The organism is Pseudomonas sp. H9, assembly GCF_004353925.1.
In the GTDB taxonomy this organism is placed as follows: domain Bacteria; phylum Pseudomonadota; class Gammaproteobacteria; order Pseudomonadales; family Pseudomonadaceae; genus Aquipseudomonas.
The window spans coordinates 183359-209386 of the sequence record NZ_SMOK01000010.1; the positions used below are offsets into that span (position 1 = coordinate 183359).

28 protein-coding genes are annotated in these 26028 nt (G+C 61.8%); 13 read left to right on the forward strand and 15 right to left on the reverse strand.

Annotation, left to right across the window (positions count from 1 at the left end):
- Positions 1–68: 68 nt before the first annotated feature.
- From E1573_RS07905 to E1573_RS07925, 5 genes are all read right to left on the reverse strand, one after another.
- On the reverse strand, positions 69–1010 hold the full coding sequence (locus E1573_RS07905; protein WP_133212321.1) for a FecR domain-containing protein: 942 nt from the start codon (positions 1008–1010) through the stop codon (positions 69–71).
- The gene (locus tag E1573_RS07910; protein ID WP_133212323.1) at positions 1007–1516 is read right to left on the reverse strand and encodes a sigma-70 family RNA polymerase sigma factor; all 510 of its coding nucleotides are present in this window, start codon (positions 1514–1516) and stop codon (positions 1007–1009) included. The genes E1573_RS07905 and E1573_RS07910 overlap by 4 nt, the downstream gene beginning before the upstream one ends.
- Positions 1517–1661: 145 nt before the next feature.
- The gene (locus tag E1573_RS07915; protein ID WP_133212325.1) at positions 1662–1997 is read right to left on the reverse strand and encodes a DUF2790 domain-containing protein; all 336 of its coding nucleotides are present in this window, start codon (positions 1995–1997) and stop codon (positions 1662–1664) included.
- Positions 1998–2074: 77 nt separating this feature from the next.
- The gene (locus E1573_RS07920) at positions 2075–2827 is read right to left on the reverse strand and encodes an anti-sigma factor (RefSeq protein WP_133212327.1); all 753 of its coding nucleotides are present in this window, start codon (positions 2825–2827) and stop codon (positions 2075–2077) included.
- Positions 2824–3333 (reverse strand): sigma-70 family RNA polymerase sigma factor, encoded by a 510-nt coding sequence (locus E1573_RS07925; RefSeq protein ID WP_133212329.1) that lies wholly within the window; start codon positions 3331–3333, stop codon positions 2824–2826. Before E1573_RS07925 ends, E1573_RS07920 begins: the two co-directional genes overlap by 4 nt.
- Before the next feature lie 131 nt (positions 3334–3464).
- Here E1573_RS07925 and E1573_RS07930 point away from each other — a divergent pair, with 131 nt between their 5' ends.
- The 4 genes from E1573_RS07930 to E1573_RS07945 all read left to right on the forward strand — a co-directional run bounded on the left by E1573_RS07930 (position 3465) and on the right by E1573_RS07945 (position 6954).
- A complete protein-coding gene (locus E1573_RS07930) occupies positions 3465–4511 on the forward strand; it encodes a catalase family peroxidase (RefSeq protein WP_133212331.1) in 1047 nt (348 codons plus the stop codon).
- Positions 4508–5062, forward strand: coding sequence for a cytochrome b (locus E1573_RS07935; protein WP_133212333.1), 555 nt, complete (start codon positions 4508–4510; stop codon positions 5060–5062). Before E1573_RS07930 ends, E1573_RS07935 begins: the two co-directional genes overlap by 4 nt.
- An 80-nt stretch (positions 5063–5142) precedes the next feature.
- Positions 5143–6369 (forward strand): MFS transporter, encoded by a 1227-nt coding sequence (locus tag E1573_RS07940; RefSeq protein WP_133212335.1) that lies wholly within the window; start codon positions 5143–5145, stop codon positions 6367–6369.
- A 36-nt stretch (positions 6370–6405) separates the two neighbouring features.
- A complete protein-coding gene (locus tag E1573_RS07945) occupies positions 6406–6954 on the forward strand; it encodes a cupin domain-containing protein (protein ID WP_133212337.1) in 549 nt (182 codons plus the stop codon).
- Between the two features lie 74 nt (positions 6955–7028).
- On the opposite strand, the gene E1573_RS07950 is transcribed toward E1573_RS07945, so the two are convergent.
- Positions 7029–8519: a DASS family sodium-coupled anion symporter gene (locus E1573_RS07950; protein WP_133212339.1), complete on the reverse strand. Its 1491-nt coding sequence runs from the start codon at positions 8517–8519 to the stop codon at positions 7029–7031.
- Positions 8520–8882: 363 nt separating this feature from the next.
- On the opposite strand from E1573_RS07950, the gene E1573_RS07955 reads away from it, so the two are divergent.
- Positions 8883–9215, forward strand: coding sequence for a hypothetical protein (locus tag E1573_RS07955; RefSeq protein ID WP_133212341.1), 333 nt, complete (start codon positions 8883–8885; stop codon positions 9213–9215).
- A 119-nt stretch (positions 9216–9334) separates the two neighbouring features.
- Positions 9335–9757 (forward strand): group II truncated hemoglobin, encoded by a 423-nt coding sequence (locus E1573_RS07960; RefSeq protein ID WP_133212343.1) that lies wholly within the window; start codon positions 9335–9337, stop codon positions 9755–9757.
- Here the strand turns inward: E1573_RS07960 and E1573_RS07965 are convergent.
- The 3 genes from E1573_RS07965 to E1573_RS07975 all read right to left on the reverse strand — a co-directional run bounded on the left by E1573_RS07965 (position 9748) and on the right by E1573_RS07975 (position 11456).
- Positions 9748–10050 carry a hypothetical protein gene (locus tag E1573_RS07965; RefSeq protein ID WP_133212345.1) on the reverse strand — a complete coding sequence of 101 codons (303 nt, stop codon included), beginning with the start codon at positions 10048–10050 and terminating at the stop codon, positions 9748–9750. The genes E1573_RS07960 and E1573_RS07965 overlap by 10 nt on opposite strands.
- A 142-nt stretch (positions 10051–10192) precedes the next feature.
- Positions 10193–10381: a hypothetical protein gene (locus tag E1573_RS07970; protein WP_133212347.1), complete on the reverse strand. Its 189-nt coding sequence runs from the start codon at positions 10379–10381 to the stop codon at positions 10193–10195.
- Between the two features lie 184 nt (positions 10382–10565).
- Positions 10566–11456, reverse strand: coding sequence for an EamA family transporter (locus tag E1573_RS07975; RefSeq protein WP_133212349.1), 891 nt, complete (start codon positions 11454–11456; stop codon positions 10566–10568).
- A gap of 209 nt (positions 11457–11665) precedes the next feature.
- Here E1573_RS07975 and moaA point away from each other — a divergent pair, with 209 nt between their 5' ends.
- Positions 11666–12688, forward strand: coding sequence for a GTP 3',8-cyclase MoaA (gene moaA, locus E1573_RS07980; protein WP_256659494.1), 1023 nt, complete (start codon positions 11666–11668; stop codon positions 12686–12688).
- On the opposite strand, the gene dsdC is transcribed toward moaA, so the two are convergent.
- Together dsdC and dsdA are read right to left on the reverse strand one after the other, a co-directional pair.
- Positions 12685–13629, reverse strand: a complete 945-nt coding sequence (dsdC, locus tag E1573_RS07985; protein WP_133212351.1) for a DNA-binding transcriptional regulator DsdC — start codon at positions 13627–13629, stop codon at positions 12685–12687. The two genes, moaA and dsdC, sit on opposite strands and share 4 nt — an antisense overlap.
- Before the next feature lie 2 nt (positions 13630–13631).
- Complete coding sequence (gene dsdA / locus E1573_RS07990; protein WP_133212353.1) at positions 13632–14984, reverse strand: D-serine ammonia-lyase; 1353 nt, start codon at positions 14982–14984, stop codon at positions 13632–13634.
- A gap of 186 nt (positions 14985–15170) precedes the next feature.
- Between dsdA and fusA the strand changes: the two genes are divergently transcribed.
- Both fusA and E1573_RS08000 read left to right on the forward strand, forming a co-directional pair.
- On the forward strand, positions 15171–17276 hold the full coding sequence (gene fusA / locus E1573_RS07995; RefSeq protein ID WP_133212355.1) for an elongation factor G: 2106 nt from the start codon (positions 15171–15173) through the stop codon (positions 17274–17276).
- A 197-nt stretch (positions 17277–17473) separates the two neighbouring features.
- A complete protein-coding gene (locus tag E1573_RS08000; RefSeq protein WP_133212357.1) occupies positions 17474–18196 on the forward strand; it encodes a GNAT family N-acetyltransferase in 723 nt (240 codons plus the stop codon).
- On the opposite strand, the gene E1573_RS08005 is transcribed toward E1573_RS08000, so the two are convergent.
- Complete coding sequence (locus tag E1573_RS08005; protein WP_133212359.1) at positions 18193–19086, reverse strand: LysR family transcriptional regulator; 894 nt, start codon at positions 19084–19086, stop codon at positions 18193–18195. The genes E1573_RS08000 and E1573_RS08005 overlap by 4 nt on opposite strands.
- A gap of 111 nt (positions 19087–19197) precedes the next feature.
- Between E1573_RS08005 and argC the strand changes: the two genes are divergently transcribed.
- Complete coding sequence (gene argC / locus E1573_RS08010; RefSeq protein ID WP_133212361.1) at positions 19198–20130, forward strand: N-acetyl-gamma-glutamyl-phosphate reductase; 933 nt, start codon at positions 19198–19200, stop codon at positions 20128–20130.
- Positions 20131–20199: 69 nt separating this feature from the next.
- On the opposite strand, the gene E1573_RS08015 is transcribed toward argC, so the two are convergent.
- Positions 20200–20547 carry an SH3 domain-containing protein gene (locus E1573_RS08015; RefSeq protein ID WP_133212363.1) on the reverse strand — a complete coding sequence of 116 codons (348 nt, stop codon included), beginning with the start codon at positions 20545–20547 and terminating at the stop codon, positions 20200–20202.
- 84 nt (positions 20548–20631) lie between these two features.
- Between E1573_RS08015 and E1573_RS08020 the strand changes: the two genes are divergently transcribed.
- A complete protein-coding gene (locus E1573_RS08020; protein WP_133212365.1) occupies positions 20632–22077 on the forward strand; it encodes a SulP family inorganic anion transporter in 1446 nt (481 codons plus the stop codon).
- A 9-nt stretch (positions 22078–22086) separates the two neighbouring features.
- On the opposite strand, the gene E1573_RS08025 is transcribed toward E1573_RS08020, so the two are convergent.
- Positions 22087–22935, reverse strand: coding sequence for a CAP domain-containing protein (locus E1573_RS08025; RefSeq protein ID WP_133212367.1), 849 nt, complete (start codon positions 22933–22935; stop codon positions 22087–22089).
- A 133-nt stretch (positions 22936–23068) separates the two neighbouring features.
- Between E1573_RS08025 and E1573_RS08030 the strand changes: the two genes are divergently transcribed.
- On the forward strand, positions 23069–23683 hold the full coding sequence (locus E1573_RS08030; protein ID WP_133212369.1) for a cell wall hydrolase: 615 nt from the start codon (positions 23069–23071) through the stop codon (positions 23681–23683).
- 173 nt (positions 23684–23856) lie between these two features.
- Here the strand turns inward: E1573_RS08030 and E1573_RS08035 are convergent, their stop codons facing one another.
- Positions 23857–24399: an Rrf2 family transcriptional regulator gene (locus E1573_RS08035; protein WP_133212371.1), complete on the reverse strand. Its 543-nt coding sequence runs from the start codon at positions 24397–24399 to the stop codon at positions 23857–23859.
- 198 nt (positions 24400–24597) lie between these two features.
- On the opposite strand from E1573_RS08035, the gene E1573_RS08040 reads away from it, so the two are divergent.
- Positions 24598–25800 carry an NAD(P)/FAD-dependent oxidoreductase gene (locus E1573_RS08040; RefSeq protein ID WP_133212373.1) on the forward strand — a complete coding sequence of 401 codons (1203 nt, stop codon included), beginning with the start codon at positions 24598–24600 and terminating at the stop codon, positions 25798–25800.
- Positions 25801–26028 lie beyond the last annotated feature (228 nt).

The window sequence follows — 26028 nt, forward strand, 5'->3', positions numbered from 1 at the left end:
CGGGCTTGCCCCGCGATAGCGATCTGTCAGTCACACCGTTCGCGGGGCAAGCCCGCTCCTACAGTGATTTATGTTGGCGCTTGTACCACGGTGATCCAATAGCGACTGCGCGATTGCACCGATACCGGCAGGCTGGCAGCCAGCAGCTCAAGGATGCGGTCGGTGTCGTTCAGTTGGAAAGTACCGGTAACCCTAAGCGCCTCCAGCGCCGGCTCCCACCGCAAAATCCCCGGTCGGTAGCGGGCAACTTCCCGCAGGAATTCGCCTAACGGCTGGTTGTTGGCACTCAATACGCCGTCGCGCCAGTCAGGCATGTGCGGGTCGAAACGCCCCATGGCGCCGCTGCCATCGGTGTACAGCGTCAGTTGGTCGCCATAGTGCAGTGTCAGCGCCATTCCTTGTGCAGGCTGCACCTGCACCGTGCCGTGCAGCACCGAAATCTGGCTGCGGTCGCTATCGCGGCGCAAGCAGATGTGCGCCTGACCGGTGCTGACCCGACCCTGGCCGAAGTCGACGTCAATTGCCTGGGCGCGGTTGACGCTGAGGGCTATCTCGCCCTCAATCAGGCTCAGGCGGTGGGCTGCCATGTCCAGGTCCACTGCGGTGGCGGTGTTCAGCTGCAGCAGGCTGCTGTCGGCCAGGCGCACCCCACGCCGTTCACCGACGGCGGTGCGCAGATCGGCACGCCACACCGAAAGCGGTAGCTGCTGGCTGAGCAACCAACTGCCCGGCAGCAACAGCGCCACGGCCAGGCCACGTTTGAGCAAGGTGCGGCGATTGCTTTGCGGGCGGTCCAGGCTGGCCAGGGCGACAGCCGGCGGTACTGCGGCAAAGCGCTGGCGCAAGCCTTCAGCCCGTTGCCACAGTTGCTCATGGCGTGGGTCGGCAGCCCGCCACTGCTCAAGCCGCTGCAGATCTTCGGCGCTGGCCCTACCTGAGTCGAGCAAGGCCAGCCAGGCCGCAGCTGCGCGAGCCAACTGACGCGCCTCGGGGGGGCGGCTGCGGTTCATAGGTCGGCCAGCAAGCAGTGCGCGTAGGCCTGGGCCATGTAGCGCTTGACTGTGCGTTCGCTGACCTTAAGGCGTTCGCCGATTTGCGCGTAGCCCAGGCCCTCAAGTTGCGACCAGAGGAACGCCCGGCGAACCTGCGGCGCCAGGCCATCCAACAGTTCATCGAGTGCCTGCAGGGTTTCCAGTAGCAGCCAGCGCTGCTCCGGCGATGGCACCAGAGCCTCAGGCAAGCTGGCCAGTGCATCAAGGTAGGCTTGCTCAAGGCTGCGACGCTTATAGAAGTTGACCAGCAAGCGCTTGCCAACGGTAAGCAGATACGCCCGTGGCTCGCGCAGCTCATCGAGCACCTGAGGGCTGGCGAGCACCCGTACAAAAGTGTCCTGGCTCAGGTCTGCCGCATCCCAGCGATTGCCCAGGCGCCGGTGCAACCAGCTTTCCAGCCAACTACGGTGGTCACGGTAAAGACCGTGAAGCGTCTGCTCGGAAAGGGGCACCGCTTGATTCATCTCAACGCACCTGCACGGGTAAGAAATCAAATGCGATTGATTCTATTTAATACCCATGTGCAAGCCAAGAGGCTTGCGTGGATCTGTGCTGTTTAATGCTCCCCGCATACAGCGACGCCCCCCATGCGCCGCTGCCTGGGGTGTATCAACGCGTGGCCTGAAAGCGCGGGCATTGCCCTTCGAGCTGATAACGCAGGGTTACCAATTGCCCGGACGCATCTTCGTAGGTCATTAACATTGGCGCCGCTTCACAGCCACGGGCCATAGGGGTCTGTTCAATCAGCCGGGCGACATCGAGCGATGTGCCGTAGCGATAATCCTGAACAGCCGGGACGGTCTTGCCGGTTCTTGCCGCATAGGCCTGCACTGCCTGCTCATGGGCAACCAGACGCGCATCCTTCACTTCCGGTGCCGAGGCCAGCGCGCTTTGGCCGGCCAGCAGCAACAGTGCTGCCACTACCAAACCTTGCTTGCGCTTCATTTCGCCTTACCTCACAGGTGATGGAACGAACTGCCGGGTCAAACAGTTTCGAGCTTACGCCTGACCAGAGCGACCGGCTACAAGGCAATGCCCAGTGCGTTACGCAATTGTGCGCCACGGCGGTCAGAGGCGGCGCTGACCAAGGCATAGTTGTAGTCACCACGAGACCAGTAACGTGCCTGCAGTTGCCCATCGATACGTTCACCACTGGGCATGCGCGCAAAGTGCTCACCCGGTGAGCGCAGAAACAGACTCACCCTTTGGCCCTGGGCATCCTCGAACACCAACAACGCCGCCGGGCCCTGTTCGTTGCTCAGCAGTCGCGCACCGAGAGGTGTGAAACCATAGGCGGACAGGTCCGGGAGGTTGCCGACATGACGAAAATGCGCGCCAAGCCAGGCTTGCACCTGCGCCGGGTCACGGGCGCTGAGGTCCAGGGTATTGGCATCGGCAAACAGCCGATGGGCTTGCACGGCATCGGCCATCGGCAGGTTGTTGGCCAGCAGGCTGGCTTCGCGCACCTGCCAACCCCCGAAACCACCCATTCCCAGGGTCAGCAACAGCACCGCGGCATTGGCCCAGCGCCGCTGCCGGCGCCGGCGTAATTCACGCCGCACATGGGCTGGGTCCAGCCGTGGATTGGGTACTTGCCCGGCAAAGCCTGACAACGCGGCGCGCAACTGCCGGGCATCGCGACGCCAGCCTTCGACCCGTTGGGCGTGTTCGGGGTTGGCCGCCAGGTACACCTCCACAGCGCGCCGCCGCTCGGGTGTCAGGCACTCGTCAACATAGGCGTGCAGTTCGTCTTCTGACGGGATCAACTCACTCATTTCAACCTCCGCATCACCGGGGGCGTGCTCGTGCCCTCGGCCAATTCGCGCAACGCCGCACGCGCCCGCGACAACCGCGACATCACCGTGCCAATCGGCACGCCCAGGGCCTGAGCGGCCTCTTTGTAACTCAGACCTTCGACACTGACCAACAACAACAGCGCACGTTGCTCGGTGGGCAAACGGGCAAACTGTGCCAGGCCGGCGTGCGCCAGAACGATGTCTTCGGTGGCGTTGCCAGCCTCCTCATTGCGGCCGAACCAGGCCAGCCAGCGAGCATGCCGACGCTCCCGGCGCTTGCTGTCGATAAACTGCCGATACAGGATCGAGAACAACCAGGCCCGCAGGCTGTCGTGCTCACGCTGCTGGCTGCGACGGCTGAGCGCGCGTTCGACCGTGGCCTGCACCAGGTCGTCAGCGCTGCTTGCCTCGCGGGTCAGCCACAAGGCGAAGCGGCGCAGGCGCTCGAGCATCTCGCGCAATTGGTCATCATCAAGTTCGTTCATTGCCAGGGTCTTGGCCTGTAAGCGATCAGTGTACGAGGCAGACGCTGCAGAGGAAAAATTATTCCCAGGCCCTGGAATAATTTTCTGCACCAGCCGTCGTACCGGCTCATTCACTGACCCGGATCGCCGCCATGAGCACTCCGTTACACGGTCGTCCCCGCGCCCTGCGCCTGGCTGCAATCGGCCTGGGCCTGAGCGCCCTGGCCGCAAGCTTTGCCTACGCTGCTGGCTGGATCGGCAGCCCCAACCTGACCCCGAAACGCATCATCGACACCTTCGAAGCCCAGGCCGGGCCTTACCCTGGCTACCGTAAGAATCATGCCAAGGGCCTGTGCGTGAGCGGCCACTTTCTCAGCAGCGGTGAGGCCCGCAACCTGTCCAGTGCACGGGTGTTCAGCCAGCAGAACGTAGCGGTGATCGGCCGTTTCGCCATTGGCGGCAGCAATCCTTACGCAGCCGATGCCAGCGTGCCCACCCGTAGCCTGGCGCTGCAGTTGAGCAGTGACGATGGTCAGGTTTGGCGCACCGGCATGAACACCCCGCCAGTGCTGGCCGTGGCCACACCCGAAGCGTTCTACCAGCAGGTGCTGGCCATGGCCCCGGACCCAGCCACCGGCAAGCCGGACCCGGCGCGCGTCCAGGCTTTTTTCGCCGCACACCCGGAAAGCGCCGCCTTTCGGCAATGGGCCAAAGACTACAAAGCCACCGACAGCTTCGCCAATGCCAGCTACAACAGCATCAATGCCTTTGCTCTGGTCGATGCCAGCGGCCAACGCCGTTTTGTACGCTGGAGCCTGGTGCCGCAAACACCCTTCGCCGCTTTGCCTGGCCAGGTCGACGACCGTGAATACTTGCAACACGACCTGCAACAGCGTCTGCAACAAGGCTCCTTGCGCTGGACGCTACGCCTGACCCTGGCCGAAGCTGGCGACCCGGTCGATGACCCGAGCCAACCGTGGCCTGCAGGACGGCGCACTGTCGATGCCGGCACCCTGGTCGTGGAAGCTGTCGACGGCCCTGAACAAGGCGCCTGCCGCGACCTCAATTTCGACCCGCTGATCCTGCCGACGGGCATCGAACCGTCCGCTGACCCGATTCTCGCCGCCCGCTCGGCGGCTTACTCGGAATCCTTCAACCGCCGCAGCCGCGAAGCGGCCTCGCTGGGAGCGAAACCATGAGCCACGTACCCGTTGCTTTCCATCCCTTGGCGCGCCTGCTGCACTGGCTGATGGCGGTGCTGATTGTGGCGATGCTGTTCGTCGGCGTAAGCATGATCGCCGACCTGTCACCCCGCCACACCTGGCTGCTCAGCCTGCACAAGGCTATTGGCCTGGCCTTGCTGCTGTTGGTGCTGGTGCGCATCGTGCTGCGCCTGACCCTGCCTCACCCGCCGCTGCCCGCTGATCTTCCGGCGCTGCAACGCCTGGCCGCCGACGCCTCGCACCTGCTGCTGTACGCCCTGATGCTGGCCATGCCGTTGATTGGCTGGAGCATGCTCTCGGCGGGTGGCTACCCGCTGCCTCTGCAGTTGCCAGCCATCGCCCCCCATGACCTGACGCTCTATGCCCAGCTGCGCCAGGCCCATGGCTGGCTGGCCTACCTGTTGTTCGCCACGGTGCTGGTGCATCTGGGGGCGGCGCTGGTGCATGGTTTGGTGCGCCGCGATGGGGTGTTGCGCAGTATGTGGCCCGCCCCGCTACGCTACCGCCCACCGAGCGCAAAGCGCTAACGATTCTTATTATCGAGGCATGTCGTCGACAAGGCTTTTGCGGCACAATGCAGCGCTTGCCTCTTAAGCCTTGGACAGCCATGAACCGCGCACAGGACCCCGCCCAGCTCGCCCCGACCGACACCACCGAGGGCCGCTTCGACCTGCGCCCGCTACTGATTGCCAACATGGCCTGCACCATGGCGATGATGGCGTTCGCCTCATTGATTGGCCCGATTGCCCGCACCCTGGGCCTGGCCACCTGGCAGGCCGGGGCGGCGGTGACCGTTGCCGGGGTGATCTGGATGCTGTTGGCGCGACCCTGGGGCCTGGCCAGTGACCGTCTCGGCCGACGCCGCGTGCTGTTGCTCGGTACCGCAGGCTTCACCGTGGCATATTGGGCGCTGTGCCTGTTCATCGACAGCGCCTTGCACTGGCTGCCCAGCGCCACGCTGGCATTCATCGGCCTGATGATCGGACGCGGTCTGATCGGGGCCTTCTACGCCGCGCTGCCAGTGGGCGGTGCGGCGCTGATTGCCGACAATATCCCGCCCCAGCAGCGCGCCCGTAGCCTGGCTTCACTGGGCGCGGCCAACGCCGTCGGCCTGGTGCTGGGCCCGGCCTTGGCGGCACTGCTGGCACGCCACAGCCTGAGCCTGCCGTTCTATGTGATGGCGCTGCTGCCGATGCTGGCATTCGTGGTGTTGCTGCGCAAACTCAAACGCCAGGAGCTGCACCTCAAGCAAGCGCCGCGCCCGGTGCGCCTGGCCGATCCACGTTTGCGCCGCTCATTGCTGGTGGCATTCGTGGCCATGCTCAGTGTATCGGTGGCGCAGATTACTGTTGGTTTCTTCGCCCTCGATCGCCTGGGCATGAACCCGGCGGACGCGGCGCAAACCGCCGGCATCGCCCTGACCATGGTCGGCGTGGCGCTGATTCTGGCGCAACTGCTGGTGCGCAAGCTGCAATGGCCCCCGCTGCGGATGATCCGCGTCGGTGCCAGCCTCTCGGCCGCAGGCTTTGCCGCCGCCGCTGTTGCCTCCAACGCGCCGATGCTGTGGGCCAGTTTCTTCGTATCGGCCTGCGGCATGGGTTGGGTGTTCCCGGCTTTCTCCGCCATGGCCGCCAACGCCATGGACGCCTCGGAACAAGGCGCCACTGCGGGTTCGATTGGCGCAGCACAAGGCTTGGGCGTGGTGATCGGCCCCTTGGCAGGCACCCTGATTTACGCTGCCGACCCTCGCTTGCCGTATCTGATCGTCGCCGTGCTCCTGCTGCTGGTCGGGCTCTGGCCGCAGCCGCCTAAAGCATCACGGAATGTGCTTTAATGCTCCGCCAAAAAATTTTCGATATATAAGGCGGCTATGGACACGGGGACACGACTCAAACTGGTGCGTGAACGCAACAAACTCTCCCAGCGGGAGCTGGCCCGTCGCAGTGGGCTGACAAACTCGACGATTTCTCAGATCGAGCAGAACCGCGTCAGCCCCTCGGTCAGTTCCCTGAAGAAACTGCTCGAAGGTATTCCCATGACCCTCGCGGAGTTCTTCAGCTTCGACGAGCCGCCGCGCGAGGAGCGTTTCGTGTTCCGCTCCACCGAACAACCTGACCTGGGCAACAGCGGCCTGCGTTTGTTGCTGGTGGGCGCCAGTGTCGAAGGCCGGCAGATGCGCATGCTGCGTGAACTCTATGCCCCCGGTGCAGACTCTGGCGACGAGCCCATTGTGCACACCGAGGGCGAAGAGTGCGGCCTGGTCACCCGAGGCACCATCGAGCTGCGGGTTGATGGCCAGGTCAGTATCCTCAACTCCGGTGATGGCTACTACTTCCCCACCACCCTGCCCCACAGTTTCAAGAACATCGGCCAGGACGAAGCGGAAATCATCAGCGCCAACACCCCGGCGAACTTCTGATCATTGGCCTGTAGGAGCGGGCTTGCCCCGCGATTGCGGCCTGTCAGCCACATCGACGCGGGGCAAGCCCGCTCCTACATCCAGCCCAGCCAGTGCCACCAGGTGGCGGCGAATACCAGCATCAGCAGGTAGCCGATTACCGTCACCACAATCCCCACCCGGGCGAACTGTTTGGCCGTGAAGGTTTCCGTCCCCAGGCACACCATGTTCTGCGGCGCGTTGATCGGCAGAATAAAGCCATAGCTGACCACAAAACCCAAAGCCATGGTCATGCCCAAGCGACTGAAATCACCCGGCAAGGTCTGCAGCACGGCAATCAAGATCGGTAGCAGCGCCGAGGTCAGTGCAGTGGCACTGGCAAAGCCCAGGTGAATCAGAATCAGAAATGCCGCCAGGATCGAAAACACCCCCAGCGTACCTAGTTGATCCAGCCCGGTGTTGGCCACTACCTGCGCGCCCAGCCACTGCCCGGCCTGGGTGGTCAGCAAGGTCGTGCCCAGGCTGATTCCGACGCCGAAGACGATCACCGTACCCCAGGGAATTCGTGCCTGCACATCCTTCCAGGTCATCACCCCGATGCGCGGCAACAACAGGATCACCAGCCCCGCATAGGTAGTGGAGGTGGTATCGAACTTGTGTAATTTGCCCTCGGTGGCCCAGGCCAACAGCAACAGTACCGAAACTGCGAGCAAGCGTTTTTGCGCCCCGCTCATTGGCCCCAGCTCCGCCAGAGTCTTGCTCACCGCCGCCTTGCCGCCGGGGATGCTGTCACTTTCCGGTGGCAGCAGCTTCAGCACAATCACGATCAGCACCACCGACATGATCACTGCCCAGGGTGCCCCGGCAATCAGCCAGTCGATCCACGACACCCGGGCCCCGAGCATCTTGTCCATGAAACCCACGGTCAGCAGGTTCTGCGCGGCGGCAGTTTGAATGCCGATGTTCCAAATGCTGGTGCCCTGGGCCACGATGATCATGATCCCGGCGGCGATGTTGGAGCGTTTGTCGACGCCAAAGGCAGCAATCACCCCCATCATGATCGGCACTACACAGGCGCTACGGGCCGTGGCGCTGGGCACCACCAGGCTGAGCAGAATCGTCACCGCCACGGCACCGATCAGGATGCGCCGGGTGCTGACACCGACACTGGACAGCGTCACCAGAGCGATGCGCCGATCAAGGCCGGTGTGGGTCATGGCCGCAGCAATGAACAGCGCCCCCACTACCAGGGCCAGGGCACTGTTGGAGAAGCCGGTCAACGCCAGGCTGATGGCTGCCGAAGAGCCGTAGATCACCGAAGGGTCGGCGACCGTCGGCGCGGTGCCGAGTAAAAACGCCATCAACGAGGTGATCATGATTGCACTGGCTTCGTATGACACGGCCTCGCTGATCCACACCACCACCGCAAACGCCAGAATCGCCAACACCCGATGCCCGGCTACCGGCAAATCGGCTGGCAACGGCAGCATCAACACCCCCACCAGGGCCGCAACCCCCAGCAGTAAACCAATCGGAACCTTGACCCGGGTGGATTGCGCATCCGGTGTGCTAGCCGACGAACTCATGGGTCTCTCCCTGCAATACATGTATGAGCATGATTGAACATTTGCTCTGTATCCGGACTGATACGCATCAACAGCGCTGACATCGGGTATTGTCGGACAAGATGTAGTGAAGCAAAAAAATCACTACAAAACCTATTGACGCCGTTCGTCGCCCCTTGCATGATGAGGCCGTCTCCCCGATCGGGGATACTGGCAAGGGTGTTCCAGGCAGCTCAAAGGATCCATGAGCTGTATGCGGATGGGTACTGCCCAAAAGGCAGAATGTAAAAGCCCCCAGTTGTGACGCTGCTGTAGCAGCTTTCTTTCAACGCTACATGACGTGCGCCGAGTTTGAACTCAACTACCAAAGGTTTAGGGGGCTTTATGATGAATCTGAACAACCAACCAACTGTTGCTGAATTGGCTCAACTGTTCGCTGCGCGCAAAGACACGCTCGACAGCCACATCCTCTGGGTTTGCGAAGCCGGCGAAGTACGCCTGGACAAGCTGGGAACACTGACCGATGAAGCACAGTTCGAGCAACGTACACCGAACATGCGTGCCCGGCTGAAGATGTACCGCCGCGGCCAAGGCTATGTTGGCAAGAAAGCCGCCGCCGACACCCAGTATGTCGGCCGTGTTCTGCAGACCCTGCAAAGCGAGTGGGCAGCGCTGCAAAACCAACCAGGCATTGCGGTGATCGACCGTCTCTGCTGAAACCTTGATTGACAGCAGGCTTGCTGAGGGAGCGGGCTTGCCCCGCGATGCGATGTCGCTGACAATTCGCAATCGCGGGGCAAGCCCGCTCCTACTGCTTTTTCTCAGAGAGATACGCCATGAACAGCCCGGCATTCGGCACCGGTGATGCCTCTTACCAGGCAGCAGGTGGCATTGATGGCTTGCGTCGGCTGGTCGATGATTTCTACCGCTTGATGGATGAACGCCCGGACGCCCGCTCGGTGCGCCAGATGCACCCCGAAAACCTCGACGCTTCACGGGACAAACTGGCCTGTTTTCTCAGTGGCTGGCTGGGTGGCCCCAAGCTTTTCAGTGAACGCTATGGGTCGATCGCCATTCCGGCCTTCCATGCCCGTTGGCCGATCGATGAGTCCCACAGCGAAATCTGGTTGCAGTGCATGGCCCAAGCCATCGCACTACAAGGTTACTCGGCAGCATTTTCCGAGTACCTGCTACGCCAGTTGCACGTGCCGGCCCAGCGCATTGTCCAGGCCAGCCGCAACCGTCACACTCAGGCCTGACGCCGCAACGGAGCCTGTTCCACAGGAAGGCCGCCGGTAAGCAAGGCCCTGGCCCGGTCTACCCCCCACACCATCGCCCGGGTCATGGACTCACCCGGGCGGTTCTTGTAGTACTCCTCAACCATCGCCTTGCCATGGCTGGCGTACACGCCGAGGAACAGTTGCGTGGCGCCCGTGCGCGATAACCTGACTTGAACATCGATGCTGCTGCCATCACTGAGCAACTCGTCGTGGCTGCGGCTGTGCAGCTGTGGGTCTGCCCACTCCCAATATGTTTCTTCCCTGATTCGCATCGAGTATCCCCTGTAGTGAATGCATCCGGATAAGTAACGCATACAAGAGCGATTCAAGCGAGCGCCCCTGTCGCAACCGTTGAGCAAGGTCAATCAATGCATAAAAAACCCCGCAACGACGTGCGGGGTGGTGTGAACCAGTTCACTTTTTAACGGGATACCTGGGCATGAAGCGCCCCTTCTTGGCGCGTTGCAAATGGCACGGTTTTGCCTGGTCGGCATCGTTCTGCGTCATGTGGGCAAAGCCCAGGCGAAAGGCCGCCTGACCGCAACGCACCTGACTGTTGATTGGAAACTCTTCTCCCTCATCCTCAAAGTAGGATTCGCTCATGCCCTTTCTCCCTCTGGATAACGGGTCGGTACTGGCTAGCAACTGATGGCCAATAGACATACCGAACCAAGTGACTTTGAGACTAGCCGGTCATTTACAGACCGACTAGGCAAAAACCAAAAGCCCGACCAGTGGAAGCATTGCAGGTTATGTGCCGACTCCCCTTATCAGCGTTTGTTGTCAGTCAAGCGCTGCCTTGCGCGACCGTACGGGCCGCCAGTAAACGCGGCCCGAAGACATTGATCAACAAGCCGAGCATCACCAACAGCGCGCCCCCGCCCTGCAACAGCGTCAGGCGCTCGTCGAGCAGCAGCGCCGATGAGCTCAGGCCCACCACCGGCACCAGCAACGAGAACGGTGCCACCTTGCCCGCCGGGTAGCGCGACAACAGGCGGCCCCACAGGCTGTAGCCGAGCATGGTGGCAATAAAGGCCAGGTAGACCAGCGACAGAATCGAGTGCCAACTGATACCGCGCAGTGCATTTTCGATCACCTGCGGCCCATCGATGCACCAGGACAGGGCAAAAAACGGCAGTGGTGGAATCAACCCGCCCCAGATCACCAGTGCTACCAGATCGATGTTGCCGAACCGCCGGGTGATGATATTGCCCATGGCCCACATGGACGCCGCACACAACGTCAGCATCAAGGCCAGCAATGGCACGTGGGCAGCGTTCTCGCTGCCGATCAGCGCCAACCCGCCAGCCGCGACCAGCAGCCCCACAACGCTGGCCACCCGCAAGCGCTCGCCGAGAAAAATCGCAGCGAAGAACAGGGTGAAAAATGCTTGAGACTGCAGAACCAATGAGGCAAGCCCCGGTGGCATACCGTTGTGCATGGCCTCAAAGAGAAAGGCGAACTGCCCCAGGGAAATGGTTGCACCGTAGGCGATCAGCCAACGCCAGGGCAACTGCGGACGTTTGATCAGAAACACCGCCGGAAACGCCACCAAGACAAAGCGCAAGGCTCCCAGCAGCATCGGTGGCAATCCATCCAGGCCGACCTTGATCACGACAAAGTTCAGCCCCCAGACAACGATCACCACCAGCGCCAACAGCAAATCCTTTAACGGCATAGTCCTCACCCGGTTTTGTAATATTTCGCAACATCATAACCCTAGGCCTTGGGCGCAGGCCGTTCGCGCGGCGAGGTTTCATCAAATCACCTGAAAACGACGTGATTGATAGCGATAGACGACGCTTATCGAACGGTCACTAAAAGCTATTTGACCCGCTTGTGGCACCTCCCTATGCTCGCTACAAACCACCAGCCTGTGTAAACGCCTTGCAAACTCCCCAGAACGAAACTGCGGGCCACGCGGCATTGATCGACGGATTCAATCGCAAGATTGACTACCTGCGCATGTCGGTGACCGATCGCTGCGATTTTCGTTGCGTCTATTGCATGAGCGAAAACATGCAATTCCTGCCCCGCCAGCGCATTCTGACCCTCGAAGAGCTGTATCAAGTCGCCGAGCGCTTCGTCAGTATGGGCACCCGCAAGATCCGCTTGACCGGCGGTGAGCCGCTGGTGCGCAAGGGCATTGTCGAGCTGTGTGCCCGCGTCGCGGCGTTGCCGGGCTTGCGTGAGTTGTGCATGACCAGCAATGGCTCGCAGCTCGGACGCCTGGCCAAACCCTTGTTCGATGCCGGGCTGTCACGCCTGAACATCAGCCTCGACAGCCTGGACCCGGCACGCTTCAAAGCGCTGACCCGCACCGGTGACCTTGCCCAGGTGATTGCCGGTATCGACGCCGCACGCGCGGCCGGCTTTCGCCGCACCAAACTCAATTGCGTGGTACTCAAGGGTCGCAATGACAGTGAAGTGAACGACCTGGTGCGCTTTGCAATCGACCGAGAGCTGGATATTTCCTTCATCGAAGAAATGCCGCTGGGCACCATCAGTGAGCATCAGCGCAGTGAGTCCTACTGCTCAAGCGATGAAGTACGCGCACGCATCGCGCAACAGTTCACCTTGATCGAGTCAGCCGAATCCACCCAAGGCCCTTCTCGCTACTGGCGCCTGGCAGAAGCGCCACAGATCCGCATCGGCTTTATTTCGCCCCACAGCCATAATTTCTGCGGCAGCTGTAACCGGGTGCGGCTGACCGTCGAAGGGCGCTTGTTGCTATGCCTGGGTAACGAGCATGCCAGCGACCTCAAGCAGGTATTGCGTGCGCACCCCGGCGACACTGCCCGTCTGGACAAAGCCATTCGCGATGCCATGGCCCTCAAGCCCTACCAGCACCACTTCGATATCAATGGCGAAGTGCAGATCCTGCGTTTCATGAACATGACCGGCGGCTAGAACGAAGCGCGTTGCGCAACCTCACGCAACCACTCAATCATCACCTGCATGCGCAAAGGCAAAGGCTCACGCACCGGATAGACCAGGTAGTAGCCCTGCCCGGCTGCCGGCTCAAAATCACCAAACGGCAAGATCAACTGGCCTTGCTCAATCAACGGCTGCACCAAGCGCCGCCGCCCCATGGCCACCCCGACATGGTGGCTCGCGGCGAGCGCGCACAGGTCTGCACGATCAAAGGTCAAGCCCACACTCGGTAGATATGCCTGCAGGTCGTGCTGCCGCCCCCAGTGCTGCCATTCGGCGTCATACGCAGCGTGCTCCCAGGCCAGGGCATCGTGCAGCAGCGTGCAGTGTTGCAGGTGCTGCGGCGTGTTGATCAACTGATGACGCGCGGCATACAAAGGGCTGCACACCGGCGCGACCTGCTCGGTCAGCAGCAATTCGCTGGCAAGCCCCGGAAACGCCCCATCGCCATACAACAGCGCCAGGTCGATATGGCGGGCGCGAAAATCCACCGGCTCGTTGCCGGTGCGGATGTCCAGGCTGATCTGCGGGTAGCGCTGCTGGAAGTCGGCCAAGTGCGGCACCAACCAGCACTGGCTAATTGACGGGCGCACATACAAGGTCAGTGCGCCGCTGAGGCTGCTGGCCGCCTGCGGTTGCAGGGCCTGGTCGAGGTCGTCGAGCAACGCTTGTACCACGCGATACAGGCGCTCCCCGTCAGCCGTCAGGCGGATGCGCCGGGTCAGGCGCTCGAAAAGACGCTGCTCCAGCACCTGCTCAAGCCGGGCGATACGGTGGCTGACCGCACTGGCGGTCAGGCACAACTCTTCGGCTGCCAACCGGAAGCTCAAATGCCGTGCAGCCACAGCAAAAGTGTGCAGGTTGCTGAGCTGCGCGCCGCTCAGACGCGGCTTCAGGCGCGGTGGCAGATTGAGCATGATCAGTCTCCGGCCAGCAGGCTGCGCCCCTGACGAAGGTAAGCCTCCATTTCCGCCGTCGGCACCATACTGCCGCCCGTGCCCCAGACCAGATGCGTGGCGCGGGCCATGTGCGCGGCGGTCAGGCCGAGGCGCTGTCGATAGCCTTGTTGTTCCTGCAGCACCTCTACGATGCCGGGCATCCCCGCGAGCGCAGATGGCTCCAGCGCGTAGCCTTCACTCGCGTGCAACTGGGCCAGCTGGCGGTACAGGGTGGCGTCATCCACGGTGTAGTAACCGTCGATCAAGCGTTGCATCGCTCGCCCGACAAAACCGGAAGGCCGCCCCACTGCCAGACCATCGGCAGCCGTCTGGTTGTCGATGCCGAAGTCATACACCGAGACCTGATCGTGCAGCCCGGTGTACACCCCAAGGAACATACAGGGCGAATGCGTTGGCTCGGCAAACACGCAGTGCACGGCATCGCCAAACACCAGCTTGAGTCCAAAGGCCACGCCGCCAGGCCCCCCACCCACACCGCACGGCAGGTAGACGAACAGCGGATGCTCGGCATCCACCTCAATACCCTGCGCCTGTAACTGACGCTGCAGACGCTCGGCGGCCACAGCGTAACCGAGGAACAGATTGCGTGAATTTTCATCGTCGACAAAGTGGCACAGCGGGTCGGCTTCGGCCTCGCGACGCCCCTGCTCTACCGCCACGCTGTAGTCGGCGCTGTATTCGCGCACCTCAACGCCGTGGGCGCGAAGGCGGTCCTTTTTCCACTGGCGGGCGTCGGCTGACATGTGCACCGTCGCTTTGAAACCCAGGCGCGCACTGATGATGCCAATCGACAAGCCAAGGTTGCCGGTAGAGCCTACGGCAATGCTGTATTGGCTGAAAAAGGCCCGCGCGGTGTCGCTGTCGAGCGTGGCGTAATCATCGCCCGGCTGCAGCAAACCGCCGGCCAGCGCCAGGTCCTCGGCGTGTTTGAGCACTTCATAGATGCCGCCACGGGCTTTGATCGAACCGGAAATCGGCAACAGATTGTCGGCTTTAAGCCACAACGCGCCGCCTTCGGGTAATTGATACTCGGCCTGCAACAACGCCTGCATGGCCTGCAGCGGCAACAATGGCGACTCGATAATACCTGCGCTGGCGGAGGTCTCAGGGAAGGCCGACTCGATGAACGGCGCAAAGCGTTGCAAACGCTCGCTGGCCTCGCGCACATCTTGGCTGCTCAGCGGCACGTCGGCCAACGCCTGCGCACTCGGTGCAAGTGCGGGATTGAACCAGCGGGTGGGGCGTAACCCTACCAGCTCGGTGATCAGCGGGTGGCTCTGGCACCAGGCATTCACGGGTGTTTCCAGCGGCATTGTCATACTCCATGGGCAAGCGGATAGCACGATTAAGCGACAGGCGCCGGGGATATTACAACCGATGGTTTCTATGCCCATGGATGATCCAGGTTCATCTGTACGCGCGCGTGCAGAACAGCGCACTTCTGCTACCTTGGGAATACCCTCCTCTTCGTCTTACGCATCGACTACAGGTGACCCATCATGGCGCGCACCACTCCCATCGAGCTGTACCGCAACATCGGCATCGTCGCCCATGTGGACGCCGGCAAGACCACCACCACTGAACGCATTCTGTTCTACACCGGCGTCAACCATAAGATGGGCGAGGTCCATGACGGCGCCGCGACCATGGACTGGATGGCCCAGGAACAAGAGCGCGGCATCACCATTACCTCCGCCGCCACCACGGCGTTCTGGCAAGGCTCGACCAAGCAATTCCCCAGCAAGTACCGCTTCAACATCATCGACACCCCCGGCCACGTCGATTTCACCATTGAGGTGGAACGCTCGTTGCGCGTGCTCGATGGCGCGGTGGTGGTGTTCAGCGGTGCCGATGGGGTTGAGCCGCAATCCGAGACGGTCTGGCGTCAGGCCAACAAATACCATGTTCCACGCCTGGCCTACGTCAACAAGATGGACCGCCAGGGCGCCGACTTTCTGCGGGTAGTCAATCAGATCGACAAACGCCTTGGCCATAACCCGGTACCAATCCAGCTGGCCATTGGCGCCGAAGAGAACTTCAAAGGCCAGATCGACCTGGTGAAAATGAAGGCCATTTACTGGAACGAAGACGACCAGGGCACCAGTTACCGCGAAGAAGAGATTCCCGCCGAGTTGCAAGACTTGGCCAATGAATGGCGCGCGCACATGATCGAGGCTGCCGCCGAGGCCAGTGACGAGTTCATGGAGCTTTACCTCGATGGGCAGGAACTGAGTAACGAACAAATCAAAGCCGGGCTGCGCAAACGCACCCTGGCCAATGAAATCGTTCCGGCTATTTGCGGCTCCTCGTTCAAGAACAAAGGCGTGCCGCTGATGCTCGATGCGGTGATCGACTATTTGCCAGCCCCGTCGGAAATCCCGGCTATCAACGGCACCGACCCTGATCACGAAGACAAACATCTGGAACGTCACGCCGACGACAACGAACCCTTCTCGGCCCTGGCCTTCAAGATTGCCACCGACCCCTTCGTCGGCACCCTGACCTTCGCCCGCGTTTACTCCGGCGTACTTAGCTCCGGTGATGCTGTACTCAATTCGGTCAAAGGCAAAAAAGAACGCGTGGGCCGCATGGTGCAGATGCATGCCAACCAGCGGGCGGAAATCAAGGCGGTGTGTGCCGGCGACATTGCCGCGCTGATCGGCATGAAAGACGTGACCACCGGCGACACCCTGTGCGACCTCAACAAGCCGATCATCCTTGAGCGCATGGACTTCCCCGATCCGGTGATCTCGGTGGCGGTAGAGCCCAAGACCAAGGCTGACCAAGAGAAAATGGGTATTGCCTTGAGCAAGCTGGCCCAGGAAGACCCTTCCTTCCGGGTACGCACCGACGAGGAAACTGCGCAGACCATCATTTCGGGGATGGGCGAACTGCACCTGGACATCATCGTTGACCGGATGAAGCGCGAGTTCGGCGTTGAAGCCAACATTGGCAAACCACAAGTGGCCTACCGCGAGAAGATCCGCAACACCTGCGAAATCGAAGGCAAATTCGTCCGCCAATCCGGGGGTCGTGGCCAGTACGGTCACTGCTGGATTCGCTTCGCGCCGGGTGAGGAAGGCAAGGAAGGCCTGGAGTTCGTCAATGAAGTTGTCGGTGGTGTGGTGCCCCGCGAATACATCCCAGCCATACAAAAAGGCATCGAAGAACAGATGCAGAACGGCGTCCTGGCCGGCTACCCACTGATCGGGCTGAAAGCCACGGTTTTTGATGGTTCGTACCACGACGTCGACTCCAACGAAATGGCCTTCAAAATCGCAGCGTCGATGGCCACCAAACAGCTGGCACAAAAAGGTGGGGCCGTGCTGCTGGAGCCGGTGATGAAAGTCGAGGTGGTGACCCCGGAAGAGTATCAGGGCGACATCATGGGCGACCTGAGCCGCCGTCGCGGCATACTCCAGCAAGGTGATGAGACCCCTGCTGGCAAGGTGGTTCGGGCCGAAGTACCGCTGGGCGAGATGTTCGGTTACTCCACACAGATGCGCTCGATGACCCAGGGGCGTGCCAGCTACACCATGGAGTTCACCAAATATGCCGAAGCGCCCGCGAACATTGCTGAGGCGATCATCAAAAAACAGGGGTAAGGCCTTTCGCTAGCAGGTGGTGTGTGTATGTGTGGGAGCGGGCTTGCCCCGCGATTGCGGTGTGTAAGTCACATTGCAATCGCGGGGCAAGCCCGCTCCCACACACACACACACCACCCTACCTCCACTGGCAATAGCCCCGCTCCGGCCAGGCCTGTAGACTTGCCCGCCCAGCCCAGTCAGCGGAGTTTGCCTCAATGTTCGCCCTCACTCATTTTGTCGCCCCACCCGAGGAGTCGATCAAGAGCCAGATTCTGCAATTGGTGGTCGACAACCTTACCGATATCAGTGCGGTCGGTCTGCCACCCAGCAACCCGCTGTACAACCTCTACCAATACGCCGTTGGCCTTGAAGTGCACCATTACCTGGCGTCCATTGGTGAAGCGGGCAGTTTGTCCGTTGAGTTGATCGTGACCACTGACCCGCACGAGCCACAGACTGTTACCGGCTTTGTCCTGTACTTGCCAGTGCAGAACGACACCGAAGCTTGCTGCGTGGCCTACCTCGCCGTGCACAGTCAACATCGGCGCCAAGGCATCGCCCGCGCCCTGCTGGCCGGGATGACCGAGCGCTACCCTCACGCAGAGCTCGCCTGTGCAGCAAACAAGGTGGGGCATTTCGAGGCCATGGGCTTTAACGTCATCGCCGCACGCGGCCCACAGGTATTGATGAACACCCGCGATCATGCCAGCACTGGCCAGGTAGCGATGCTCGATGTAGCGCCGCTGTACCGCACGGTTGAAGTGCAACAGATCCATAGCTATTTGCTCAAACAGCATGGCAAGCGCGCCATGGTCGATGCCGAGAAACAACGTGATCGACACCTCGACCAGCTACAGCGCAAAGCCCAGGCAGTTGTTCAGGAGCGCCTGGGGGAGCGTGCCTGGCTGCAGCGGGGCACTGCCGTGCGCCTGGTCTAAACCCGAGCCTGTGCAGCCAGCTCAACCAGCACGTGCAGCACATAGGCGGTGCTCTGTTCGACTTGCCCTTGCCGGCTGGCAATCCCCAAGTGACGCCACAACCCCGGACGTAGCGGGCGCATGCACAGACGCGGGTCCGGCTCTGGCGAACTGGCTTCGTGGGGCAGCAACGTCGCGCCATAGCCAGCGGCCACCAGGCTCTTGATCGCATCGTTGTAGTTGAGCTGGATCCGCGCGTCCGGTTGCAGGCCCGCCGTGGCGAACCAGTCGCCGGTCACCCGCGACAGTTGGGTGGTGGTGTCGTTAAGGATCAACGCGCGGCTGGCCAGCCAGGCCGGGGTGATACGCGCGGGCGGCGCCCAACTGCTCGGGATGAAGGCCATGATCGGGTCACGGCGCCAGGGTTGGATCTGCACTCCTTTGACTGCGGCTTGCGGCAACGCCACTAGCCCCAGGTCCAGGGTGCCGTCTTGCAGGCGTGTCAGCGACTCACGCGAGGTCAGTACCTGTACCTGAACATCGATGCCAGGGTGGCGCACGCCAAGAATATCCAACGCCTGCGGCAGCAAATGGGCAATCGCCCCGGTCGAGGCCCCCAGACGCACACGTCCACCGAGCCCCTGAACCTGACGTTGCACCTCATCCAGCGCCTGTTCGGCATCGGCCAGCAGGCGACGCGCACGCTCGAGCAGGGTTTCACCAATCGCCGTGGGATGAACCTGACCGCGTTTGCGCGTCAGCAACGGCGCACCGATGCGTGCTTCAAGGTCAGCAATGTGCAGGCTGACCGTCGGCGGCGCCAGGTTGAGCGTGCGGGCGGCCTGGGCAAACGAGCCGAGGTCGGCAATCACCACCAGGGTGCGCAAGCGGTCGAGGCTGATTTCACGCATGGTTGGACTTCATTCAGTTTTTATGAACATAAGCATCATGATATTCAAATTTTCTTTCGTCCAGTTCGGCGCGAGCATAGGCACTTCCCGTACTGATCCGTTGAGAACACCATGCACCAGCCTCTTGTCTTTATCGATGGCGACCAAGGCACCACCGGTCTGCAGATCCATGCCCGCTTGCACGGGCGTGAAGACTTGCGCTTGCTCACCCTGCCCGCCAGCGAGCGCAAAGACCCACAGCGCCGCGCCGAGGCGATCAACAGTGCCGATGTCGCGATTCTGTGCCTGCCCGACGACGCCGCCCGCCAGGCGGTGGCGGCGATCAGCAACCCGAAGGTGCGGGTCATCGATGCCAGCTCCGCGCACCGTACCAGCGCTGGCTGGGTGTACGGGTTGCCGGAGCTGGACGAGCAGCAAGCCGAGCGCATCGCCCAGGCCACGCGTGTCAGCAACCCCGGTTGCTACCCTACCGGCGCCATTGCCTTGCTGCGGCCGTTGGTCAGCGCCGGCTTGCTACCGTCGGACTACCCGCTGACCGTCAATGCGGTATCGGGCTATTCCGGTGGCGGCCGTGCGGCGGTCGAGCGCTATGAAACGCCTGGGGTTCAAGCAAGCCAAGGCGTGCTGGTGTACGGCTTGAATCTGGATCACAAGCATGTGCCGGAGATCCAGCAGCATGCAGGCTTGTCCGAGCGTCCGGTGTTCGTGCCCAGTTATGGCAGCTACCGCCAGGGCATCGCCCTGACCATCGCCCTGCAGACCCGACTGCTGCCTGACGGCGTCACTGCGGCGCGCCTGCATGAGTGCCTGCGCCAGCACTACCACGGCGCGCGTTACGTCCAGGTGGCAGCGTTGGAGCATGGTGAGGCAGCGCCCATGCTCGATCCGCAAGCACTGAATGACAGCAACAACCTGCGTTTGGCGGTGTTTGCCAATGCAGCCCATGGGCAAGTACTGCTGACGGCGGTGTTCGACAACCTCGGCAAAGGCGCTTCTGGAGCAGCAGTGCAAAACCTGGAGTTGATGCTGGCGGCGATGGCCTGATTGCAGATGGTTTCGCGGGGCAAGCCCGCTCCCACAGTAAATCGCTGTGGGAGCGGGCTTGCCCCGCGATCAACCTTTTCGCAACACCACCAAAGGCACCCACCCTTGGCGACCATCGGCGTTTTCACACCACACCCAACCATTCAGCTGTCGGCTACCCAGCAGGTGCTCACCCGGTTCTACATTCAACTCTCGCGCACAGTAATCGTCCAGTGCCCGCCCTTGATCGCCTTCCAGCCGCTCGATCACTTGCCCCGGCACCCAACCACTGGACTGGCCGGGGGTGCTGCAGAAGTACCAGTTATCCCAGCCCTCTTCACCTTCATAACACTCGCCAACCACCAAGGCTGCACCCTTGGCAAACGTAATGGGTGCTGGGTACTCGCTCCTGTGTTGAGTAATCACCACGAATTTCACTGCTTCACCTCCCTTTGAACACTGGCTCACTGCCGCGAATTTTCGTAGCATCCTACCCTTTTTTCGCTGGCAGCCTCCCCCACCATGAAAGCAACTTCCTTGCGCGCCGATGTCCTGGCCGGGCTTACGACGTCCTTCGCGCTGGTGCCCGAGTGCATCGCCTTCGCGCTGGTAGCGCACCTCAATCCGCTGATGGGCCTGTATGGCGCCTTTATCATTTGCACACTCACCGCGCTGCTCGGCGGGCGACCGGGAATGATTTCCGGTGCTGCCGGCTCCATGGCGGTGGTAATCGTCGCGCTGGTGGTGCAGCACGGCGTGCAGTATTTGTTGGCCACCGTGTTGCTGGGCGGTTTGATCATGATTGCCTTCGGTGTACTGCGCCTGGGCAAACTGGTACGCATGGTGCCCTATTCGGTGATGCTCGGTTTCGTCAACGGCCTGGCAATCATCATCGCCCTGGCGCAGCTTGAGCATTTCAAACACGACGGTGCCTGGCTGAACGGCTCGGCCTTGTACCTGATGGTGGGCCTGGTGGCGCTGACCATGGCGGTGGTCTACGTGCTCCCGCGTCTGACCCGCAGTGTGCCACCCGCACTGATCGCGATCCTCGGCGTGGGCGTCGGCGTCTACCTGCTCGATCTGCCGACCCGCACCTTGGGCGATTTAGCCAATATCGCCGGCGGCCTGCCAGCACTGACCTGGCCCGACATCCCATGGAACCTTGAAACGCTGCAGATCATCGCACCCTACGCAATCCTGATGGCGCTGGTAGGCCTGCTGGAAACCTTGCTGACCCTCAACCTCACCGATGAGATCACCGAGAGCCGTGGCTACCCCAACCGCGAGTGCGTGGCCCTGGGCGTGGCCAACATGACCTCAGGCCTGTTCGGTGGCATGGGTGGCTGCGCAATGATCGGCCAGACCGCCATCAACCTCAGCTCCGGTGGCCGCGGTCGGTTGTCCGGCGTGGTGGCCGGGATGATGATCCTGATGTTTGTGCTGTTCTTGTCGCCGCTGATCGAGCGCATTCCGCTGGCAGCGCTGGTCGGGGTGATGTTCGTGGTGGCGCAGCAAACCTTCTCGTGGGCCTCGCTGCGGGTACTGCACAAGGTGCCGGTAAACGACATGCTGGCGATCATTGCGGTGACACTGGTCACGGTGTTCACCGACCTGGCCACCGCCGTGTTGTTCGGCATTGTCATTGCGGCGCTCAACTTTGCCTGGCAGCAAGCCCGTGAGCTGTACGCCGACAGCCACCTGGAGCACGACGGCAGCAAACTGTACCGGGTGCACGGTACGTTGTTCTTTGCCTCGACCACGCCGTTTCTCAACCAGTTCGACCCGGCCAACGACCCGACTCAGGTCACCCTTGATTGCCAGCACCTGAACTTCGTTGACTACTCAGCGATTACCGCACTGAAGACCCTGCGCGAGCGTTACAGCAACAACGGCAAGCACCTGCGCGTGGTGCACTTGTCTGAGCGTTGCAAACAATTGCTCAAGCGCACCGACCTGCACGACCACTGAGCAAAGCGCTTACGGTGCGCCGAACATGGCGGTCCAGTAGATCCCGGCATCGCTCTTGGGGTCGACCGCATAGGCGGCGCCCAGCTCGCTGAATTGCGGGTTCATCAGGTTGGCACAATGGCCAGGGCTGGCCAGCCAGCCGTCGAGCACCTTACGCGGGGTGTCTTGGCCGGCGGCGATGTTCTCGCCGGTCTGCTGACCGGCATACCCCGCCAGTTCCGCCCGATCGCCAGGGGTACGCCCATCACGATCGACATGGTCGAGAAAGTTCTGATTGGCCATGGCCCGGGTGTGGGTTTCGGCCGCGCCGGCCAGTGTCGCATTCCACGCCAGCGGCGTGGCGGCGGCAAAGACCTGGCCGCCGCACTGGCGCTGCTGGCTGCGGGCGCTGTTAATCAGCGTCAGCAGCTTCTGGCCTTCGGCTTGCCAGTCGCCCAGTTTCCCGGCCAACAATGGCCGCGCCAGTACAATGCGCCAGTCGCGCCCTTCCTGGCTGACGCCGACATCCACGAATTGCGGATCAAGCACCACCTGGCAGAAGCTCTCTTGCACCGCTTTCATCGCCGCCTGGGCATCCCGAGGGCCATTGAGGGTGATGGCCTGGACATTCACCATCGGGTAATTGGCCTGGGTCAATGCCGAGCGCAAATCGACGCTACCGGATGCAGGCAGCACCAGCCGCGGATCACTGGCCAATGGCGGCAACTCCAACGATGCCTGCCCGCCACAGCGCTGGGCCTGGCTACGGTAGCTGTTGATCGAGTCGATCAATTGCGACGGCTCGCTGGCCTGAGCGGCGCACGCGAGCAGAGCCAATGGCAAGCCGACAAAGCACAGAGCGGATGACAGGACGCGCATGAAACTCTCCCTTGAATGGACGCTGCCTATGATGCGCGAAGTCGCCCGTCGTCGAACAGCGGGAATGTTTTGAGCGCTGCGTGGTCGACCCTGTAACGGGAAGTTCCACGCCCCTCACCTGAGTAGGTTCCCTATGCGCCTGCCAACGATTGTGACTTGCCTGCTCCTGGCCTGCTCTGCCCCACTGGCTGTGGCCGCCGAACCCAAGGCGCAGGTCGCCGAAGAAAAAGCCCAGGTATTGGAACAAAAAGCTGCCGTGCAGCCCGATGCGCCTCCCGCTCCCAAGAGTAAAGCCATCACCCAGAGTGAAGTCCAGGCCGTAGACCCGGCCGGCGCGGCGGCGCTGGATGACGCCATCACCTGCATGGCGCGCAGCATCTACTGGGAATCAAAGGGCGGCAAAGCGCCAGACATGGAAGCGGTCGCCAGTGTGGTGATGAACCGCCTGGGCCATGAAGGTTTTCCAGACACCGTTTGCGGCGTGGTCAAGCAAGGCTCAGAGAGCGGCAACTGCCAGTTCTCCTGGTGGTGCGACGGCCGCTCCGACAGTGTCCAGGAAGAAAACCGTTATGCCATCGCCAAGGAGATTGCGCGTAAGGCGCTGAACCGCCAGCTCGATGACCGCACCCGTGGTGCCCTGTACTTCCATGATCGGAACGTTTCACCGGACTGGGCACGCGCCTATGTGAAAACCACCGAAACCAGCGACTTCCTGTTTTACAAACCGCGTAACGGGACTGCGCGGTAGGAGAATTTTGTGCGGGCCTTACCCCACGATCGGCTGTGCAGCGGCCGTAAAAACAGCTGCTTGCAAGGCAGCTGACATACCGAAGCGACTCAATTGCTGGCGCTTCGCGCCAGATCGCAGGGCAAGCCAGCTCCCACCCGATTCACACCGACCCTGTGGGAGCGGATCTTGCTTCAGGAAACGTCCACCAGCTGGATATCCCCGGCCGGTTTACCCGTGCGGCGATCATTGATCCAGTCGGCCACCTGCGTGGCAAACTCCGGCGGCGCCTTGCGCCCCACACGCCGGGCAATATCGAGGATGGTTTGTTGGGCCAATGCCTCTTCCATGCGTTTTTGCGCCGTAAGCATCACGGCATGGATTGAACAGGTGCCCTCCTGCGCCCAGCTCGGCGGCGAGCCATCAAACAACGCACAGCGATCACGCACATCCCGGCATTCGAAGATCATCTTGCGCCCATCGATCGCGGTGACGATATCCAGCACGGTGATTTCGTCGGCAGGCCGGGCCAGCTTGAAGCCGCCACGCACCCCTTCAGTGGCAACCACCAATCCGGCCTTGGCCAGTTTGGTAAAGACCTTGGCCAGGTATTCCTGAGGCACGCCCTGCAACTCCGCCAGATCACGCACGCTGGCTTCACGGCTGTCGCCCAGGTCATCGACCAGAAAGGCCAGGCAATGGATGCCGTACTCCACCCCTGCGCTGTACAGTGACATGTCAATCTCCGACTGAATTTGTCGCAATAATACCAGCACCTGATCACTTCAAGCTATCCGTATATCCGCAACAACTGCCGTACGTCGAGAATACTTGCGCCGAACAACTACGACCGATAGAGTCGTAGTTGTTCGGCGCTGACCAGAAACCCTCCGGTACCACGCACCGTCACCCTTTTTTCTCTGTGGAGCAGCAACATGAAACAGCACATTCTGATTGTCGGTGCAGGCTTTGGTGGTGTCTGGAGCGCACTGAGCGCAGCCCGCCTGTTGGACCAACATGGCCGCAACGATGTCGCCATCAGTGTCTTGGCGCCACAAGCCGAACTGCGCATCCGCCCCCGCTTCTACGAGCCTGATGTCCATCAGATGAAAGCGCCGCTGGGCGACCTGTTCAAAGCGGTGGGCGTGACCTTCATTCAGGGTACCGCCGAGCAGATCGACGTGGCCGCCAAGCGCGTGAGCTATACCGACGCCGCAGGCCAACGCCGCGACATTGACTATGATCGACTGGTAATGGCCGCCGGCAGCGGCGTGTTCCGCCCGAATATCGACGGCCTCAACGAGCACGCCTTCGACGTCGATCAGATTGAATCGGCAGCGCGCCTGGAACAGCACCTCAAGTCGCTGGCCAACTTGCCTGCGTCAGCGGCGCGCAACACCGTGGTGGTGGCCGGTGGTGGCTTCACCGGCATCGAAACAGCCACCGAAATGCCGGGACGCCTGCGCGCCATCCTTGGTGCCGATGCCGATGTTCGGGTCATCATTGTCGACCGTGGCGCCAAGATTGGTGCAGCGCTGGGTGAAGGTATCAGCCCGACCATTATCGAAGCGTCCGAGGCGCTGGGTGTGGAGTGGCGCGTCAATGCTTCAGTGGCAGGCGTAGACGCTGGCGGCGTGACCCTCGCCGATGGCGAACGGATCGAAGCAAACACCGTGATCTGGACCGTGGGCGTGCGCGCCAATGCACTGACCACGCAAATACCCGCCGAGCGTGATGCTCAAGGCCGCCTGCATGTAGACCGCAACCTCAAGGTCAAGGGGCAGGCCCATGTCTATGCCACCGGCGATGTGGCTTACGCCGCTACGGATGAGCTGGGCAACTTCGCGGTGATGTCCTGCCAGCACGCTATTGTTTTGGGTCGTCACAGTGGCAACAACGTGGCGGCGGACCTGCTCGGTGTCACGCCGGTTACTTACAGCCAGCCCAAATACGTCACCTGCCTCGACTTGGGCGCCTGGGGCGCGGTGTACACCGAAGGCTGGGATCGTCAGGTGAAACTGCTGCGCGAAGAGGCCAAAGCGCTCAAAGGTCAGATCAATAGCGTGTGGATCTATCCGCCAGCGGCCGACCGCGCCACCGCACTGGCGGCAGCCGATCCGATGATTCCAGTGGTCTGATCCCGCTCGCGGGGCAGGCCAGCTCCCACAGCGCCGGGTGGGAGCAACTGCCTTGCAGGGCTTTGCCCGAAAGCCTGCTCCCGGTGGGAGCTGGCTTGCCCTGCGATCTGGCGCGAAGCGGCAGCAATTCAGTCGCTTCGGTATGTCAGTTGCCTTGCAAGCAGCTGGTTTTACGGCCGCTGCGCAGCCGATCGCAGGGCAAGGCCCGCTCCCACCGGGTCTACCCTG